Consider the following 16,598-nt stretch of genomic DNA (forward strand, 5'->3'; position numbering starts at 1 on the left):
AGGACACGCCGATGACCAGCCGAACCCGCATGAACGTCTATTTCGCCCCGGACTTGCTCGCCCAGGTCGAGGCCCTGGCGCTGCGCCGGCAAGTGTCCAAGTCCGCCATCGTCGAGGCCGCCGTCGCATCCTTCCTTTCCGGCGACACGTCGGATCGGCTGGAAGCGGCCATGTCGCGCCGCCTCGACAGGCTCGGCCGTCAGATCGACACGCTCGACGAAGATCTCGCCGTGCTCGGCGAGGCCGTCTCGCTGTTCATTCGCATCTGGCTCGCCGCCACGCCGCCGCTGCCGGAGAGCGCGCAAGCCTCCGCCCGCGCAAAGGGAGCCGAACGGTTCGAGGGCTTCATGCAGTCGCTCGGCCGGCGTCTGGCGACCGGAGACAGGTTCCTGAAAGAGTTGTCGCGCGATGTCGATTCGCTTCAAGATGGTCCATCGCAAGATCAGCACGAGACAGACGGCGATCATCCCTGAATATTCAACCCATCCTATTCGCCGCCGATGGCCGCCGATCACCGCATCCTCTTCGATAGTTGTTGAATAGAGCCGATTTCAGGCTCTTTTAATCGACCCCGTTGCGGGGACCATCTGTCGAACCCCGCGAAGAAACGGGGCCGAGATGACTGCCACTCACCACAAACCGGAAGCGATCCAGCGCGGCGCGCGGATGCTGCGCACCGCGTTCGGCGCGGCCGTCGCGCGGTATCTCGAAGACCCGGCCGTGGTCGAGGTCATGCTGAATCCCGATGGCCGGGTTTGGGTGGACCGGCTGTCCGAAGGGCTGGCCGACACGGGTGAGATGATGTCGCCCGCGACAAGCGAACGCATCGTGCGCCTGGTCGCCCACCATGTCGGCGCGGAGGTTCATGCCCGCGCGCCGCGCGTCTCGGCCGAACTGCCCGAGGGCGGTGAGCGGTTCGAGGGGCTATTGCCGCCCGTGGTCGCCGCCCCGACCTTCGCCATCCGCAAGCCAGCCATCGCCGTGTTCACGCTCGACGACTATGTGGCGGCCGGCATCATGACCGCCGACCAGGCCGCGATGCTGCGCGCGGCCGTCGTGTCCCGCGCCAACATCCTCGTGGCGGGCGGCACCAGCACCGGCAAGACCACGCTCACCAACGCACTGCTCGCCGAGGTGGCGAAGGGGTCGGATCGCGTCGTCATCATCGAGGACACGCGCGAACTGCAATGCCGCGCGGAAAACCTCGTCGCCATGCGGACGAAGGACGGCGTGGCGACGCTATCCGATCTTGTGCGGTCCTCGCTGCGCCTGCGTCCCGACCGCATTCCCATCGGCGAGGTGCGAGGGCCGGAAGCCCTGGACCTTCTGAAAGCCTGGGGCACCGGCCATCCGGGCGGGCTCGGCACCATTCACGCCGGCTCCGGCATCGGCGCGCTCCGCCGCCTTGAACAGCTCATCCAAGAGGCTGTCGTCACGGTCCCGCGCGCTCTGATCGCAGAGACCATCGACCTTGTTGCCGTCCTTTCCGGGCGCGGTTCCGCGCGCCGGCTGGCGGAACTCGCCCGCGTCGAAGGGCTCGGCGCGGACGGCGACTACCGCATCACCCCCGCAACCCTTGACCGCACAGGAGAACCAACATGATCCGCACGCTTTCGCGCGGCTGCCGCACCATGGCGACCGCAGCCGCAACCGTTTCCATCAGCATGATGCTCGCCCCGGCCGCCCACGCTTCCGGCTCGTCAATGCCGTGGGAAGCACCGCTGCAATCCATCCTCGAATCCATCGAGGGGCCGGTCGCAAAAATCATCGCGGTGATCGTCATTATCGCCACCGGCCTCGCGCTGGCCTTCGGCGATACCTCGGGCGGCTTCCGCCGGCTGATCCAGATCGTCTTTGGTCTGTCCATTGCCTTCGCGGCATCGAGCTTCTTCCTGTCGTTCTTCTCGTTCGGCGGCGGGGCGCTCGTTTGATGGCGGCTGTCCTCGAACAACTCGACGCGGTGCCGGGATTCACTGTCCCGGTCCACCGGGCGCTGACCGAGCATATCTTGCTCGGCGGCGCTCCGCGCTCCATCGCCATCATGAACGGGACGCTGGCCGGGGCCGTGGGCCTCGGCCTGCGCCTCTGGCTGGTCGGGCTGGCAATTTGGGCCATCGGCCATTTCGCGGCCGTATGGGCGGCGAAGCGCGACCCGCTCTTTGTCGAGGTCGGGCGGCGGCACCTGCGCATCCCCGGTCATCTGGCGGTGTGAGGGCGCAGCCATGATGAACCTCGCCGAATATCGCCGCTCGGCTTCCCGCCTTGCCGACTATCTGCCCTGGGTGGCGCTCGCCGCCGAAGGCGTCGTTCTCAACAAGGACGGCAGCTTTCAGCGCAGCGCACGGTTTCGCGGCCCCGATCTGGATTCCGCCGTCGCGGCCGAACTGGTCGCTGTTGCCGGCCGCATCAACAACGCCTTCCGCCGCCTCGGATCGGGCTGGAGCATCTTTGTCGAGGCGCAGCGCAGCGAAGCCGCGACCTATCCCGACAGCATCTTTCCCGATCCGGCGTCGGCCGTGCTCGACGCCGAGCGCAAGGCGGCTTTCGAGGAAGCCGGCACGCATTTCGTGTCGGGTTACTTCTCACCTTCCTCTATCTGCCGCCGGCCGAGGACGCCGCGCGCGCGGAAACCTGGCTCTACGAGGGCCGCGAGCAATCCGGCGTCGATCCGAATGAAGTGCTGCGCGCCTTCATCGACCGCACCGACCGCGTGCTGGCGCTGCTCGACGGCTTCATGCCGGAATGCCGCTGGCTCGATGACAGCGAGACGCTGACCTATCTGCATTCCACCACCTCGACCAACCGGCATCGCGTCCGCGTTCCCGAGACGCCGATCTATCTCGACGCGCTGCTCGCCGACCAACCGCTGACCGGCGGGCTGGAGCCGCGCCTTGGCGACCAGCACCTCCGCGTCCTGACCATCATCGGCTTTCCGACCGCGACGACGCCCGGCCTGCTCGACGACCTCAACAGGCTGGCCTTTCCGTATCGGTGGAGCACCCGCGCGATCCTGCTCGACAAGACCGACGCGACAAAGCTGCTGACCCGGATCAGGCGGCAATGGTTCGCCAAGCGGAAAAGCATCGCGGCGATTTTGAAAGAGGTGATGACGAACGAGGCGTCCGTTCTCGTGGACACGGACGCGGACAACAAGGCGGCCGACGCCGATATGGCCCTGCAAGAGCTTGGGGCCGATGTCGCCGGCATGGCCTATGTCACCGCCACCATCACCGTATGGGATGCCGACCCGCGCCTCGCGGACGAGAAATTGCGGCTGGCCGAGAAGGTCATCCAGGGCCGCGATTTCACGGCCATGGTCGAGACGGTCAACGCGGTTGACGCATGGCTCGGCAGCCTGCCCGGACACGCCTACGCGAACGTCCGGCAGCCGCCCATCAGCACTTTGAATCTCGCCCACATGATTCCGCTTTCGGCGGTGTGGGCGGGGCCGGAACGGGACGAGCATTTCGGTGCGCCCCCTTTGCTCTTTGGAAAGACCGAAGGCTCCACCCCGTTCCGGTTTTCCCTTCATGTCGGCGATGTAGGCCACACGCTCGTCGTCGGCCCGACCGGCGCGGGAAAGTCGGTCCTGCTGGCTTTGATGGCGCTCCAGTTCCGACGCTACGAGGGTAGCCAGGTCTTCGCCTTCGACTTCGGCGGCAGCATCCGCGCCGCGTCGCTCGCCATGGGTGGCGACTGGCACGACCTGGGCGGCGGCCTCACCGAAGGTTCGGACGCTTCGGTTTCGCTCCAGCCGCTCGCGCGCATCCACGACACCTATGAACGCGCCTGGGCCGCCGACTGGATCGTGGCGATCCTCATGCGCGAGGGCATCCCGATCACGCCCGAGGTGAAGGAACACCTTTGGACCGCGTTGACCTCGCTCGCCTCCGCGCCGGTCGAAGAACGCACCATCACCGGCCTCGTGGTCTTGCTGCAATCCAACGATCTGAAACAGGCGCTCCGGCCGTATTGCGTCGGCGGTCCCTATGGACGGCTGCTCGACGCGGAGGCCGAGCATCTGGGCTCAGCCGACGTGCAGGCGTTCGAGATCGAGGGCCTTGTCGGCACGGGGGCCGCTCCCGCCGTGCTGGCCTACCTGTTCCATCGCATCGGCGATAGGTTGGACGGCTCCCCGACGCTGCTCATCATCGACGAGGGTTGGCTTGCGCTGGACGATGAGGGCTTTGCCAGCCAGCTCCGCGAATGGCTGAAAACGCTCCGCAAGAAGAACGCCAGCGTCATCTTCGCCACGCAAAGCCTGTCCGACATCGACGGCAGCAACATCGCTCCTGCGATCATCGAGAGCTGCCCGACGCGGCTTCTGCTCCCCAACGAGAGGGCCATCGAGCCGCAGATCACAGCCATCTATCGCCGCTTCGGCCTCAATGACCGGCAGATCGAAATCCTCGCGCGGGCGACGCCGAAACGGGATTACTACTGCCAGAGCCGCAGGGGAAACCGCCTGTTCGAGTTGGGCTTGTCCGAAGTTGGCCTCGCGCTCTGCGCCGCATCTTCCAAATCCGACCAATCGCTGATCGCCAGCCTTGTCGCCGAGCACGGCGAAGACGGCTTTCTGCCCGCGTGGCTCGCGGCCCGCGATGTCGGCTGGGCCGCTGACCTCATTCCCAACCTCGTCAATCTGGAGACCAAGCCATGAATATCCGTCGCTCACGCGCGGCGCTTCTCGCCGTGTCGATCTTCTCACTTCCCATCGCCGTTTCGCCCGTCTTTGCGCCGCCTGCCGCCGCGCAATGGATCGTCTATGACCTGACCAACTACGTCCAGAACGTGCTGTCGGCGGCACGCGCGCTGGAGCAGATCAACAATCAGATCACCTCGCTTCAAAACGAAGCGACCATGCTCATCAATCAGGCCCGCAATCTGGCGAGCCTGCCATATTCGGCGCTCCAGCAGATTCAGCAGAGTGTCCAGCGCACACAACAGCTCTTGAGCCAGGCGCAGAACATCGCCTTCGACGTGCAGCGCATCGACCAAGCGTTCCAGCAGCAATACGGCAATGTCTCGCTGTCCGCCACACAGCAACAGCTCGTCGCCGACGCCCGCACCCGCTGGCAGAACACCGTCGGCGGCTTGCAGGACGCGATGCGCGTCCAGGCCGGCGTCGTTGGCAATATCGACACCAACCGCACGCAGATGTCGGAGCTTGTCGGCCAGAGCCAGAACGCGACGGGCGCGCTCCAGGCAACGCAGGCCGGCAACCAGCTTCTCGCCCTACAATCGCAGCAGCTTTCCGACCTTGTTGCGCTTCTCGCCGCCAATGGCCGTGCCGGCGCGCTCACCGAGGCCGAACGCGCCGCCGCCGCCGAACAGGGACGCGAGCAGCGCCGCCGCTTCCTGACCCCCGGCAGCGGCTACCAGCCCGGCAACGCACAGATGTTCAACAACGGCAATTGAGGGCGCGGCCATGGACGGCAAGATGCTGGCCCGGCTGGGCGCAATTGTATTCGTCGCCATCGCCATCACGGCGACGGCCATCGAAATGACCCGCAAGGAGGACGCGCCGGCATCACCATCGGGGCGTCTTCTCCAGCCCGAACGCGACCCGTTGCGCGAAGGGCAGCGCCGATGCCAGCAGCTTGGGGCAACGGCCGCCAGCGACGCGGAATGCCTGCGCGTCTGGGCCGAAACCCGCGACCGTTTCCTTGGCCGCCCGCCCGCACCGGCATCGTCGGCCGCCAGCGAAGGGCGGTGACACATGGGCGGCGCGGGCGTCATCGACAATTTTCTCGGCACCTTCACCCGCTACATCGACAGCGGATTCGGTTTTCTCGGCGGCGAGGTGGCGTTCATCGCCACGACACTCATCGTCATCGACGTGACGCTCGCCGCTCTGTTCTGGAGCTGGAGCGCGGACGACGACATCATTGCGAGATTGGTGAAGAAGACGCTGTTCGTCGGCGTCTTCGCCTATCTGATTTCCAACTGGAACAGCCTGGCGAAGATCGTCTTCGACAGCTTCGCCGGCCTGGGGCTGAAAGCCTCCGGCACCGGCTTCACCGCGCAGGATTTGATGCGTCCCGGCAAGGTGGCGCAAACCGGCCTCGACGCAGCCCGCCCGCTGCTCGACTCCATCTCCGATTTGATGGGCTGGGTGGCGTTCTTCGAGAACTTCATCCAGATCGCGTGCCTGCTGTTCGCCTGGGCGCTCGTCATCCTCGCCTTCTTCATTCTCAGCATCCAATTGTTCGTGACGCTGATCGAGTTCAAGCTGTCCACGCTGGCCGGCTTCGTGCTGATCCCGTTCGGCCTGTTCGGCAAGACCGCTTTCATGGCCGAGCGCGTGCTTGGCAACGTCATCTCGTCGGGCATCAAGGTGTTGGTGCTCGCCGTTATCGTCGGCATCGGCTCGACGCTGTTCAGCCAGTTCACGCAAGGCTTCGGCGGTCAGACGCCGAGCATCGACGACGCCATGGCCATCGTGCTCGCCGCGCTTTCGCTCGTCGGCCTTGGCATCTTCGGTCCCGGCATTGCCTCCGGCCTTGTCAGCGGAGGCCCGCAGCTCGGTGCGGGCGCGGCGGTCGGCACGGGCCTTGCCGTTGGCGGCGCGGCGCTGGCCGCAGGCGGCGTGGCCGGCCTCGCCGTGAAGGGAGGGGCCGCCGCATTGTCAGGCGGGGCCGCAGCCGTGCGCGGCGGCGCGACAGCAGCCGGCGCAGCCTCCGCCGCCTACAGCCTTGGCTCGCTCGGCCAGTCCGGCGCGGCGGGCGTCGCCTCCGGCATGGGTGGTGTCGCGCGTGCGGCAGGCTCCGCCGCTGTTTCGCCCCTCAAGCGCGCGGTCGCGCGTGCTTCCGAAAGCGTCAAGTCCAGCTTTTCCGATGGTGTGAAGGCCGGGTTCGGCGCGACCGGCGGCACATCTTCCATGGAATCGGCTGGCGGCGCGGCCGAAGCCGCGTCCGCATCCCCGCAGGCTTCCGGCACGCCGCCCGCCTGGGCGCAGCAAATGCGCCGTGGCGGCCACATGGGCCACGCCGTCCAGACCGCCGCGCACGCCGTCCGCTCGGGCGACAGCCACGCCTCTGGTTCCTCCGTCAATCTCTCCGAAAGTGACCGCACATGAGCATCTTCAAGCGACCCGCCGTGCATTACGGCAAGACACCTCAACCCGAAACGCCCTATCAGAAGGCCGCGCAGGTTTGGGACGAGCGGATCGGATCGGCCCGCACGCAGGCGAAGAACTGGCGCTATATGGCGTTCGGCAGCCTGATCCTTTCTGCCGGCTTCGCCTCTGCGCTTGTCTGGCAATCCGCACGCGGGACTGTCGTGCCCTGGGTCGTGCAGGTTGATCGGCTCGGCCAAGCGCAGGCCGTCGCACCGGCCACGGCCGACTATCGCCCGACCGACCCACAGGTGGCATGGCATCTCGGCCGTTTCATCGAACAGGTCAGGAGCATCCCCGCCGATCCCATCATCGTCCGGCAGAATTGGCTTCGCGCCTATGAGTGGACCACGGATCGGGGGGCGGCGGCGCTCAATGACTATGCACGCGCGAACGACCCGTTCACCAAGGTCGGCAAGGAGCAAATCGCCGTCGAGGTATCGAGCGTCATCCGCGCCTCGCCGGATTCCTTCCGCGTCGCCTGGAGCGAACGCCGCTACGAGAACGGCCAGCTATCCACCACGGAGCGATGGACCGCGATCCTGACCATCGTGATTCAGCCGCCGCGCGACGCCGATCGGCTGCGCGCCAATCCGTTGGGCATCTACGTCAATGCGATTTCGTGGTCACGGGAGATGAGCCAATGAGCACGGCTCTCCATAAACCCGCGATTGCCGCCGCGCTGGCCTCAGTGACCATGCTGGCCGGTTGCGCAACCTACAAGCCGCCGCAGATCGGCTATGACGCCAGCGTGCCGCCATTGCCGGCTGTCCCCGCGGCTGTTGCGGATGATCGGCCGCGGCCCCTGCATGTCCCGCCCGCCTGGACAGTCGCACGCGGCGGCACGGCTGGCGGCACGCCGACCGCGCGCGTCGAGAACGCCAACGCCGCTGCGCGGGTGCAGCCGCGCCGTGAAGGCTACTACAACGCCATCCAGATTTATCCGTGGAGCGAAGGCGCGCTCTATCAGGTCTATGCCGCGCCCGGCCAGATCACCGACATCGCGCTTGAGCCGGGCGAGAGCCTGACCGGCGCGGGGCCGATTGCGGCCGGCGATACCGCCCGCTGGATCATCGGCGACACCGAAAGCGGGGCGGGAATCACGCGCCGCGTCCATATCCTTGTCAAACCGAGCCGGCCGGACATCACGACCAACCTCGTCGTGACGACCGACCGGCGCACCTACATGCTCGAACTGCGTTCCGGCGAGAATCCCTACATGCCGGCCGTCGCCTGGGCCTATCCGCAGCCGCCAGCCGGCCAGCGCCAGAGCGTGCCCGCCACGCCGATCATTCCGGCCGCAACCGCGCGCAATTACCGCTATGGCCTGACCGGCGACAATCCGCCCTGGAAGCCGGTTGCTGTCTATGACGACGGCAGGCGCGTCTATGTCGAGTTTCCACGCGGCATCGTGCAGGGCGAGATGCCGCCCATCTTCGTTCTCGGCGCGGACGGCGAGGCGCAAATCGTCAACAGCCGCATCCACCAACACATCCTGATCGTGGATCGCCTGTTCGGCGCGGCCGAGCTGCGCCTTGGCAGCGGCGACCGCCAGCAGACCGTCAGGATTGTCCGCACGGACGGGAGGCCATCGTCATGACGGATACCGAAACCAATGCCGCCCCGATGCGGCTTCGCGCCGACCCGCCGCGCGTCACCCGGCTTTCGCGCAAGGTGCTCGCCAGCGTGGCGGCCGTCGCCCTGGTCGGCATCGGCGGCGCGCTGATCTATGCGCTCCAGACCCGCAACGACGGCACGCGCGGCGAAGAACTCTACTCGACCAGCAACCGGCAAACCGCCGATGGGCTCGCGGGCCTGCCGCGCGACTATACCGGCCCGGTGCTCGGCCCGCCGCTGCCCGGCGACCTCGGCCGCCCTATCTTGGGCGCGCAGAACAGAGGCCAACCCGTCGCGCCGCCGACGATGACGACGCCCACGGTAGACGCGGCGGAGCAGCGCCGCTTGGCCGAAGAGGAAGCCGCGCGCGTCAGCCGTGTGTTTTTCCAGACCCAGGCGCGCACCGGCAGCCCGGCCGGAGCGCCGGGAGGCTCGACCATGCCCGGCCTCGACCTAGCGGGCCTGACAGGGCAGCCCGGCCAGCAAACCGCGCAGGATCGGCAAACCGCCTTTCTCAATGCGCCCGTGGACCGTCGCACCACGTCGGCGGATCGCGTCATGCCGCCGGCGTCGCCCTATGTGCTCCAGGCCGGGGCCGTCATTCCCGCCGCGCTCATCACCGGCATCCGTTCCGATCTTCCGGGGCAGATCACGGCGCAGGTAACGGAAAATATCTATGACAGCCCGACCGGGCGCATCCTGCTCGTGCCGCAGGGCACGCGCATCATCGGCCAGTATGACAACAACGTGCAGTTCGGCCAGCGCCGCGTCTTGCTCGTCTGGAATCGCCTCATTCTGCCGAATGGACGTTCCATCGTTCTGGAGCGGCAACCGGGTGCAGATGCACAGGGCTATGCCGGCCTGGAGGATGGCGTCGATTATCATTGGTGGGATTTGGCCAAGGCCGCCGGCCTCTCGACGCTGCTCTCGATAGGGACCGAGCTTGCCGTCGATGACGAGGACCGGCTGTTGCGCGCCATCCGCAACGGCGGCCAGGACACCATCAACGACGCCGGCCAACAGATCATCCGCCGCCAGCTCAATGTCGCGCCGACGCTGACCATCCGGCCGGGCTTCCCGGTCAGGATCGTTGTCACGCGCGATTTGATTCTCGAACCCTACCGAGGCTGACCATGGCAAAGCTGAAACTCGGCCCGATCCCCGACGACAAGCCCGTCAAGGTCACGATGGAGCTGCCCGCGCCGCTCCATCGCGATCTTGTCGCCTATGCCGAAGCCCTGGCCCGCGAGACGGGCCAGCCCGCCGCCGATCCCGTGCGCCTGATCGTGCCCATGCTGGAGCGGTTCATCGCCACGGATCGCGGCTTCGCGAAGGCCCGGCGTCCGGCCGGCTGAACCCCGTCTTTGAACGGGACCGAAAATCAGGATGACCGTCATTCTCTCGTATGGCCCTCATATTTGCCGCCGATCTTGCGCTCGAACAACACGCCCTCGTGTCGCTCCAACGCTGCCGCAAGTTCATCGGATAGTGACAGTTCGATTGTTGCAAGCTTGAGCGGCTTTTTGCGCCCAACCACGTCGGCAATCACGTCGATCTCATATGAGCCCGGCTCGAAGCGATAGGCGCTTTCATGAACGGACAGAACGAAATGATGGTTGGCGGCGAGGCCAGTTCGGCTGACATGTAGTCCGCTGCCAGCCGATAGCTTTTCCGTTTCGCCATAGCCCCAAAAGCTGAAAATCCGCTCGTCCTCGCCGCGACGAATTCTGGCATACATGCCTCCAACAACCTGCCCACGGGTGGCAGTGCTGTATAGCAGCGTTCGCAAGAATACCTTTGGTGTTGGCTTGGGAACCGTATCGAAGCCGAAGAACACAATCGTCGGCTTCGTCATCTTCAGACGCCCGCGATCCATGAAAGCGAGCCAGAACGTGCCGAGCGAAATGGCCAGCGATACGAGCGATATGGGGATGCTGATATATTCCATGTCGTTACATAGCGCGAAACTCGATTTGACAGGAACAGCAATGAAATAAGGCGCATCTGCCGCTATGCTGAAACGATGACCCGATCAGCGCCAGAATGGTTCAAGCTCAACGAGGAAGCCCCAAGCGAAGGTGGCCTTTACACAACATAGAGGAGGCACCCGCCGATGCTCAGAGGAAAATGCCATTGCGGCTCCGTGAATTGGACATTTGATGGCGATCCCGGCTCCGTGACCGCTTGCAACTGCACTGTTGACCGCCGCTATGCTGCACTATGGGCCTATGATTTCCTGGACGAGCGGATACGCATCGAAGGCCCGGTCTCGCGCTACGCAAGGACGAATGCCGCCAAGCCGAATCTCGAATGGCTGTTCTGCCCGACGTGCGGCTGCGTCGTCGCGTGGCGGGGACTGAGCGCCGACGCCGATGGAAGGACACGCGCCGCCGTCAACGTCCGGCTGGCCGATCCCGAGGCGGTCGCCGGGCTGGCGGTGGATCGCTTCGATGGCCTGAACAGCTTCGAAGACCTGCCGAGCGACGGTCGATGCGTCCACGACATGTGGTTCTGACCGGACACGTCCACGGACATCTCAAGACGGTGCTTCGCGAAGCCCCGGCGCTCGGTCGGCTGCCCCACCAGCGGCATCCCTGATAGCGAGGGGGTGCCGCGAACGCGCTATCGCGAATGCGGCACGCTACTCGCCGCCGATCCCCCTCCATGCTTCGCCTAATTCCGGGGCTTCCAGCCGCCCGGAATCCAACAGCGAACCACGGAGGATTCCATGCGCGCGAAACGCCGTCGCGTCCGAAAAGGACGCCCTCGACAGCCCATCCCGAAGACGCTCCCCGACGACCTCTACGACTATGACGACGAACCCGAGCCGCGCTTCGGTGCGCCGCGCGGAACCCCGCTCCATGTCGTTGATGTCGAGAAACTGCCCGTCATCGACGACTGGCCGGAGAAGGTGCCGATCACCGAGGAAGAGATCGACATCTTCGAGCGCTACTTCGGCGACGTGCTCGACCGGCTGTTCGGCTCCATCGACGATCCCGAAAAGAGCTTGAATTTCTTATCAGCGAATGATAAGAAAAAGCCATGAGCGAGGATCGTGACCCGAGCCTCGACACGCTACTGGACCTCGACGGCCAGGTGCTCGTTGTCGATCCCGAGGGCGGTCATTGGGTGAAGTTCGTTGTCACCCGAGTTCCGGCGTCGCCGGAGAAGCCGCACGGCCTCGATTACTCGCTCACGCTTCACGGGCCTTCGGGCGAACGGCTGGTCGGCTTCGACAATGCCCACCCGGTCGGCCGAGGCAGGCGCGGCGAGCCGATGGACCATCGGCACCGGCTCCAGACCGTGAAGCCCTACGCCTACGAAGATGCGGCCACGCTGCTGGCCGGCTTCTGGCAGGCGGTGGATGCGGTGTTGAAGGAGCGAGGCGTGCTATGACCACCCTGAAAGTCGGGATTGCCGACTACGAAGAAATGAAAGCCCGCACCATGCGGATCGCGCGCGGCGAGGAAAAGCCCGCGCCGGGCGACCCGAAGGTGTGGTTCACCTCCACGAAATCCTTTGCCCAGGTTCTCTCCACGGAGAACCGCGAGCTGCTGCGTATCATCGCGGAGAAAGCGCCGGGCTCGCTGGAGGAACTGGCCGAGATCACCGGCCGGGCCATATCCAATCTGTCGCGCACTATGAAGACGATGGAGAGCTATGGCCTGGTCCGCTTGGAAAAGGGCCAGGGCCGCAAGCTCGCGCCCAAGGTCGTGCATGATCGGGTGGAACTGGTGTTGCCCTTGATCGAGCGCGCCGAGCCCCGGAAGGCGGCGGGAGGCCGGCTATGAACATCCAGAGCCCTCATGTCGCCGTGCGCGCGGCGCTCTATCTGCGCGTCTCAACGCCCAGGCAGGCCGAACATGCCGTGTCGATTCCCGACCAGCGCAAGCAGGGCGAAGACTATTGCGCGGCGCGCGGCTACCAACTTGTCGAGACCTTCGTGGAGCCGGGCAACAGTGCTACGAACGACCGCCGGCCCGAGTTCCAGCGCATGATCGAGGCCGCCACGACCAAGCCAGCGCCGTTCGATGTCGTCGTGGTTCACAGCTTCTCGCGTTTCTTCCGCGATGAGTTCGAGATGGAGTTCGATTACCGCAAGCTGGCGAAGAACGGCGTGAAACTCGTCTCCATCACGCAGGAGCTTGGCGACGATCCAATCCACGACATGATGCGGCGGATCATGTCGCTGTTCGACGAATACCAGTCCAAGGAGAACGCCAAGCACGTCCTGCGCGCCTTGAAGGAGAATGCCCGGCAAGGCTTCTGGAACGGTTCGCTGCCGCCCATCGGCTACCGTGTCGTCGATGCCGAGCAGCGCGGTGCGAAGATCAAGAAGAAGCTCGAAATCGACCCGCTGCACGCCGACACCGTGCGGCTGATCTTCCGCCTTGCGACGGAAGGCGACGGCGCGTCCGGCCCCTTGGGCGTCAAGGCCATCGTCAACCATCTGAACAAGAACCGCATCATGACCCGCAACGGCGGACGTTGGGGCATTGGCCAGCTTCACCGCGTCCTGACCCGGCGCACCTATATCGGCGAGCATCAGTTCAACATGCGTTCCAAGCGCAAGGAGCTGAAACCCGTCGAGGAAATCGTCACCGTCCAGGTGCCGCCGCTGATCGACCTTGAGACCTTCGAGGCTATCCAGCAGCGCTTGCACGCTCGCAACCCGAAGGTGACGCCGCCGCGCGTCGTCGGCAGCCCGAACCTGCTCACCGGCATCTGCTATTGCGGCAAGTGCGGCGGGGCGATGACCCTGCGCACCGGCAAGAACGGCCGCTACCGCTACTATGCCTGCTCGACCAAGGCGCGGCAGGGTGAGACCGGCTGCAAGGGCCGCGCGATCCCCATGGACAAGCTGGACCACATGGTGGTGACGCACCTTGAGGAACGAGTGCTCGACCCCGAGCGGATCGAAATCGTGCTCGCTTCGCTTCTGGATCGCCGGCAGGAAGGTGTCGAGCGGCGCAGCCAGCATATCGGGGAGCTGCGCCAGCGTGCGACCGAGGCCGATCACCGCCTCAATCGTCTTTACGACGCCATCGAGGCGGGTTCGCTCGATCCGGCCGAATCCGCCCTAAGCGAGCGCATTGCCGGCCTTACGGCGATTCGGGATCAGGCGCGGGCCGACGCCGCCCGGATTGAGGCCATGCTGAAAAGCTCCGCCCACCGGGGCCTCACAGGGGCGGCAGTGCGGGAATTGGCGGCGGAGGCGCGCAACCGGCTGCGTCTCTTAGAGGGCGGCTATCGGCGGGATCACGTCCGGGCGTTCGCGCAGCGCGTCGAGGTCGCCGACGACGCTATCTACATCAAAGGGAGCAAAGGCACCCTGTTGAGGACGCTTGTGGCCGCAAAAGGAGGGAAATCGGCGGGAATCGGCGTTCCCGGTTTTGTTCCGAAGTGGCGGAGACGGAGGGATTCGAACCCTCGAGACCCTTGTAGGGGTCTGCTCATTTAGCAAACGAGTGCCTTCAGCCTCTCGGCCACGTCTCCTGCCGGTCCGGCCCGTTCGTCTCGCAACGAAGCGCGCCCTGCGACGGCGACCTGTCTAGGTATCAAGGCCTGTCTGGTCAAGGGCCTAATGCAGGCCGACCAGCCGCTTCATCCTGAGCGCCATGCAGATCACCAGCGCGCAGCCGATCGGGAACACGAACTCGTTCACCCCCGTGCCGATCAGGCGAGCCACGGGAACCGGCACGCCGACCTGCCCCGCGCGCCAGATGTTCAGCAGCACCACCGCGCTCGCCGCCGCCACCCCGACCCCAACGCCGAGAAACAGGTAGCTGCGCACGCGGGTGACCTCGCGCAGCGACAGATAGCCGAGCATCGCGCCGAGAAAGGCGTACTCGATCCCCTTGATGGCGCAGACGGCATAGAAGACCACGTCGATGCCCGCCGGCGTCAGGCTCATCGCCGACTGCACGGTGCGCTGCGCGCCCTTGGCGAGGCCCCAGGCCACCGGGCCGGAGATCAGGCCCAGCACCCCCATGACGAGGGTGCGGTCGCGGCCGGCCACCGTCCCCACCGCGAGGCCGATGCACACCAGGATCGCCCAGCTCACCCCCTGCACGACATCGCCGACGATGGCGATGCCGGGCCAGCTGCCGCCGAGGCCGAGATTGAGCGCGATCATCAGGAGCTGGATCAGGATGCCGAGCACCACCGCCATCCAGGCGACCATCACCGCGCGCCGCACCGCCTCGGCAGCGATCGCGCTGACGATTCCCTCGGCGAAATCGTCGGAAATCCCGGCGTTCTCGACGCCGACCGGCTCCATGTCCGTCATCGCCCGCCCTCGGGTGGTCCGGCGCGCCCGCCCTCGGGCACGGCCGCACGATGGGGCCTTACGTTAGAGCATGTGCGGGCGGAATTGAACGGCCTTGGCGCTCCCGCCGACGCCTCCCTCCCGCGCTCCGTCGCCCCGAGCCCCGAAGCCCTCGCCGCCGCGGCGCGCTTCAGCGGGCGCGCTGGCCGAACAGCACCTTCTGCGCGTCCTTGTCGGTGGCGAGGTCGGTCTTGTTGCGGTCCTCGGCATTCACCGCGAGGCCGCGCTTCACCGCCGGGCGCGCCAGCATCCGTACCAGCCAGGCCTTCAGGTTGGGGAATTCCTCGATGTTCTGCCCCTGCCGCTCCCACAGCTTCGACCAGCCGATGCTGGCCATGTCGGCGATGGAATAATCGCCGGCGAGATAGTCGCGGTCGGCGAGGCGCTTGTTCATCACCCCGTAGAGACGGTGGGTCTCGTTGGTGTAGCGGTCGATGGCGTAAGGGATCTTCTCCGGCGCATAGATGCGGAAATGGTGGGTCTGGCCGGCCATCGGCCCCAGCCCGCCCATCTGCCAGAACAGCCACTGGTCGACCTCGACGCGGCCGCGCTCGTCGGCGGGGTAGAACAGGCCGGTCTTGCGGCCGAGATATTGCAGGATCGCTCCCGATTCGAACACCGAGATCGGCGCGCCGTCCGGCCCCTGCGGATCGACGATGGCGGGGATCTTGTTGTTGGGCGAGATGGCGAGGAAATCGGGCTTGAACTGCTCGCCCTTGGCGATGTTCACCGGGATCACCTCATAGGGCAGCCCGCACTCTTCCAGCATGATGCTGATCTTCCAGCCGTTCGGCGTCGGCCAGTAATAGAGCTTGATCGGGCTCGTCTGAAGTTCGGCCATGGGCGTGGCGCCCTCCACAGTCCCGCCCCCTTTTGGGCGTCTCGCCAACAGAACTAGGGCCGCCCGCGCCCGCTGGCAAGCGATCTCGCGCCGGATGCCGGGTGGCACGCAAGACCTTGGCCCGGCGTGCAAACGCACCGTATTTTCCGATGCGTCAACCGGCATTGCTGCCGCTGCGGCACGAATTGGGATGACCGACGGTAAGTATTCGCGGATTACATTATTGTAATGACACGAATTCTGTCCTGCCGGGCCGAATTTACGACACCGGGCGGCATCTATCCTGTCCCCGTTCGCCATGGGTTGCGAACGCAATGGAGGACCAGGACATGAACCGTCACCTCTTTACCGGCCGTCGCCTCTTCACCGGAATTGCCACCGCCGCCTTCGTCGTCACCTCCGCCGCGGCCTTCGCCGCCAGCCCGGCGCCCGCGTCCACCGCCGCCGCGCCGACCGCCGGGACGACCGCCTCCGCCGCGCCGGCGACGAGCGCCAAGCCGGCCAAGCTCGCCCAGCAGGCCAAGCTCAAGAGCTGCGAGAAGGAATGGACCGCCGACAAGAAGGCCGGCACCACCCACGACATGACCCGCAAGAGCTTCCTCGCCTCCTGCGTGAAGGGCGCCTGACCGCCGCCCGAGCTTCTTCCGCTTCCCTTCCCGCCGGCGTCGCAGCCGGAGGCCGCGGAGGCCGCGCGT

The 16,598-nt window shown here is 66.0% G+C and carries 19 protein-coding genes, 1 tRNA gene and 2 pseudogenes; 18 read left to right on the top strand and 4 right to left on the bottom strand.

Annotated features, from left to right (window positions below; all coding sequences use genetic code 11):
- The first annotated feature begins 11 nt into the window (after positions 1-11).
- The 12 genes and pseudogenes from AC1RU4_RS10755 to AC1RU4_RS10810 all read left to right on the top strand — a co-directional run bounded on the left by AC1RU4_RS10755 (position 12) and on the right by AC1RU4_RS10810 (position 10,089).
- On the top strand, positions 12-473 hold the full coding sequence (locus AC1RU4_RS10755) for a CopG family transcriptional regulator (protein ID WP_492891078.1): 462 nt from the start codon (positions 12-14) through the stop codon (positions 471-473).
- Between the two features lie 145 nt (positions 474-618).
- The gene (trbB, locus tag AC1RU4_RS10760) at positions 619-1,602 is read left to right on the top strand and encodes a P-type conjugative transfer ATPase TrbB (protein WP_492891079.1); all 984 of its coding nucleotides are present in this window, start codon (positions 619-621) and stop codon (positions 1,600-1,602) included.
- Positions 1,599-1,931, top strand: a complete 333-nt coding sequence (locus AC1RU4_RS10765; RefSeq protein WP_492891080.1) for a TrbC/VirB2 family type IV secretion system protein — start codon at positions 1,599-1,601, stop codon at positions 1,929-1,931. The genes trbB and AC1RU4_RS10765 overlap by 4 nt, the downstream gene beginning before the upstream one ends.
- Positions 1,931-2,212 (top strand): VirB3 family type IV secretion system protein, encoded by a 282-nt coding sequence (locus AC1RU4_RS10770; RefSeq protein ID WP_264812132.1) that lies wholly within the window; start codon positions 1,931-1,933, stop codon positions 2,210-2,212. The genes AC1RU4_RS10765 and AC1RU4_RS10770 overlap by 1 nt, the downstream gene beginning before the upstream one ends.
- Before the next feature lie 10 nt (positions 2,213-2,222).
- Positions 2,223-4,660: pseudogene (trbE, locus tag AC1RU4_RS10775) on the top strand (conjugal transfer protein TrbE).
- Positions 4,657-5,418, top strand: coding sequence for a P-type conjugative transfer protein TrbJ (gene trbJ, locus AC1RU4_RS10780; RefSeq protein WP_492891081.1), 762 nt, complete (start codon positions 4,657-4,659; stop codon positions 5,416-5,418). Before trbE ends, trbJ begins: the two are co-directional and overlap by 4 nt.
- A 10-nt stretch (positions 5,419-5,428) precedes the next feature.
- Positions 5,429-5,716, top strand: coding sequence for a putative entry exclusion protein TrbK-alt (gene trbK-alt, locus AC1RU4_RS10785; protein WP_492891082.1), 288 nt, complete (start codon positions 5,429-5,431; stop codon positions 5,714-5,716).
- Positions 5,717-5,719: 3 nt separating this feature from the next.
- Entirely contained in the window at positions 5,720-7,078 is a 1,359-nt protein-coding gene (trbL, locus tag AC1RU4_RS10790; protein WP_492891084.1) for a P-type conjugative transfer protein TrbL, read from the top strand.
- A complete protein-coding gene (trbF, locus tag AC1RU4_RS10795) occupies positions 7,075-7,764 on the top strand; it encodes a conjugal transfer protein TrbF (RefSeq protein ID WP_492891085.1) in 690 nt (229 codons plus the stop codon). Before trbL ends, trbF begins: the two co-directional genes overlap by 4 nt.
- Positions 7,761-8,717 carry a P-type conjugative transfer protein TrbG gene (gene trbG, locus AC1RU4_RS10800; RefSeq protein WP_492891086.1) on the top strand — a complete coding sequence of 319 codons (957 nt, stop codon included), beginning with the start codon at positions 7,761-7,763 and terminating at the stop codon, positions 8,715-8,717. Before trbF ends, trbG begins: the two co-directional genes overlap by 4 nt.
- Entirely contained in the window at positions 8,714-9,865 is a 1,152-nt protein-coding gene (locus tag AC1RU4_RS10805; RefSeq protein WP_492891087.1) for a TraB/TrbI/VirB10 family type IV secretion system protein, read from the top strand. The genes trbG and AC1RU4_RS10805 overlap by 4 nt, the downstream gene beginning before the upstream one ends.
- Before the next feature lie 2 nt (positions 9,866-9,867).
- A complete protein-coding gene (locus AC1RU4_RS10810) occupies positions 9,868-10,089 on the top strand; it encodes a DUF2274 domain-containing protein (RefSeq protein WP_492891088.1) in 222 nt (73 codons plus the stop codon).
- A 38-nt stretch (positions 10,090-10,127) separates the two neighbouring features.
- Here AC1RU4_RS10810 and AC1RU4_RS10815 read toward each other — a convergent pair whose 3' ends face one another.
- Positions 10,128-10,682 carry a hypothetical protein gene (locus AC1RU4_RS10815; protein WP_492891089.1) on the bottom strand — a complete coding sequence of 185 codons (555 nt, stop codon included), beginning with the start codon at positions 10,680-10,682 and terminating at the stop codon, positions 10,128-10,130.
- 165 nt (positions 10,683-10,847) lie between these two features.
- Between AC1RU4_RS10815 and AC1RU4_RS10820 the strand changes: the two genes are divergently transcribed.
- The 5 genes and pseudogenes from AC1RU4_RS10820 to AC1RU4_RS10840 form a co-directional block, all read left to right on the top strand.
- Positions 10,848-11,249 (top strand): GFA family protein, encoded by a 402-nt coding sequence (locus AC1RU4_RS10820; RefSeq protein WP_492891090.1) that lies wholly within the window; start codon positions 10,848-10,850, stop codon positions 11,247-11,249.
- A 213-nt stretch (positions 11,250-11,462) separates the two neighbouring features.
- Positions 11,463-11,780, top strand: a complete 318-nt coding sequence (locus tag AC1RU4_RS10825; protein WP_492891091.1) for a hypothetical protein — start codon at positions 11,463-11,465, stop codon at positions 11,778-11,780.
- Positions 11,777-12,130, top strand: a complete 354-nt coding sequence (locus AC1RU4_RS10830) for a toxin-antitoxin system TumE family protein (RefSeq protein WP_492891092.1) — start codon at positions 11,777-11,779, stop codon at positions 12,128-12,130. The genes AC1RU4_RS10825 and AC1RU4_RS10830 overlap by 4 nt, the downstream gene beginning before the upstream one ends.
- Entirely contained in the window at positions 12,127-12,525 is a 399-nt protein-coding gene (locus AC1RU4_RS10835) for an HVO_A0114 family putative DNA-binding protein (protein WP_492891093.1), read from the top strand. Before AC1RU4_RS10830 ends, AC1RU4_RS10835 begins: the two co-directional genes overlap by 4 nt.
- A pseudogene (locus AC1RU4_RS10840) lies at positions 12,522-13,562 on the top strand (recombinase family protein); the annotation flags it as partial. The gene AC1RU4_RS10835 and the pseudogene AC1RU4_RS10840, both read left to right, overlap by 4 nt.
- Positions 13,563-14,138: 576 nt before the next feature.
- Here the strand turns inward: AC1RU4_RS10840 and AC1RU4_RS10845 are convergent.
- The 3 genes from AC1RU4_RS10845 to AC1RU4_RS10855 form a co-directional block, all read right to left on the bottom strand.
- Positions 14,139-14,230: transfer RNA gene (locus AC1RU4_RS10845), tRNA-Ser, on the bottom strand.
- 85 nt (positions 14,231-14,315) lie between these two features.
- The gene (locus AC1RU4_RS10850) at positions 14,316-15,023 is read right to left on the bottom strand and encodes a hypothetical protein (protein WP_492891094.1); all 708 of its coding nucleotides are present in this window, start codon (positions 15,021-15,023) and stop codon (positions 14,316-14,318) included.
- 169 nt (positions 15,024-15,192) lie between these two features.
- Positions 15,193-15,903, bottom strand: coding sequence for a glutathione S-transferase family protein (locus tag AC1RU4_RS10855; protein ID WP_492891095.1), 711 nt, complete (start codon positions 15,901-15,903; stop codon positions 15,193-15,195).
- A gap of 329 nt (positions 15,904-16,232) precedes the next feature.
- Here AC1RU4_RS10855 and AC1RU4_RS10860 point away from each other — a divergent pair, with 329 nt between their 5' ends.
- Positions 16,233-16,529, top strand: a complete 297-nt coding sequence (locus tag AC1RU4_RS10860; RefSeq protein ID WP_492891096.1) for a hypothetical protein — start codon at positions 16,233-16,235, stop codon at positions 16,527-16,529.
- Positions 16,530-16,598 lie beyond the last annotated feature (69 nt).

This window comes from Ancylobacter sp. GW821-FHT10E12 (assembly GCF_058809335.1).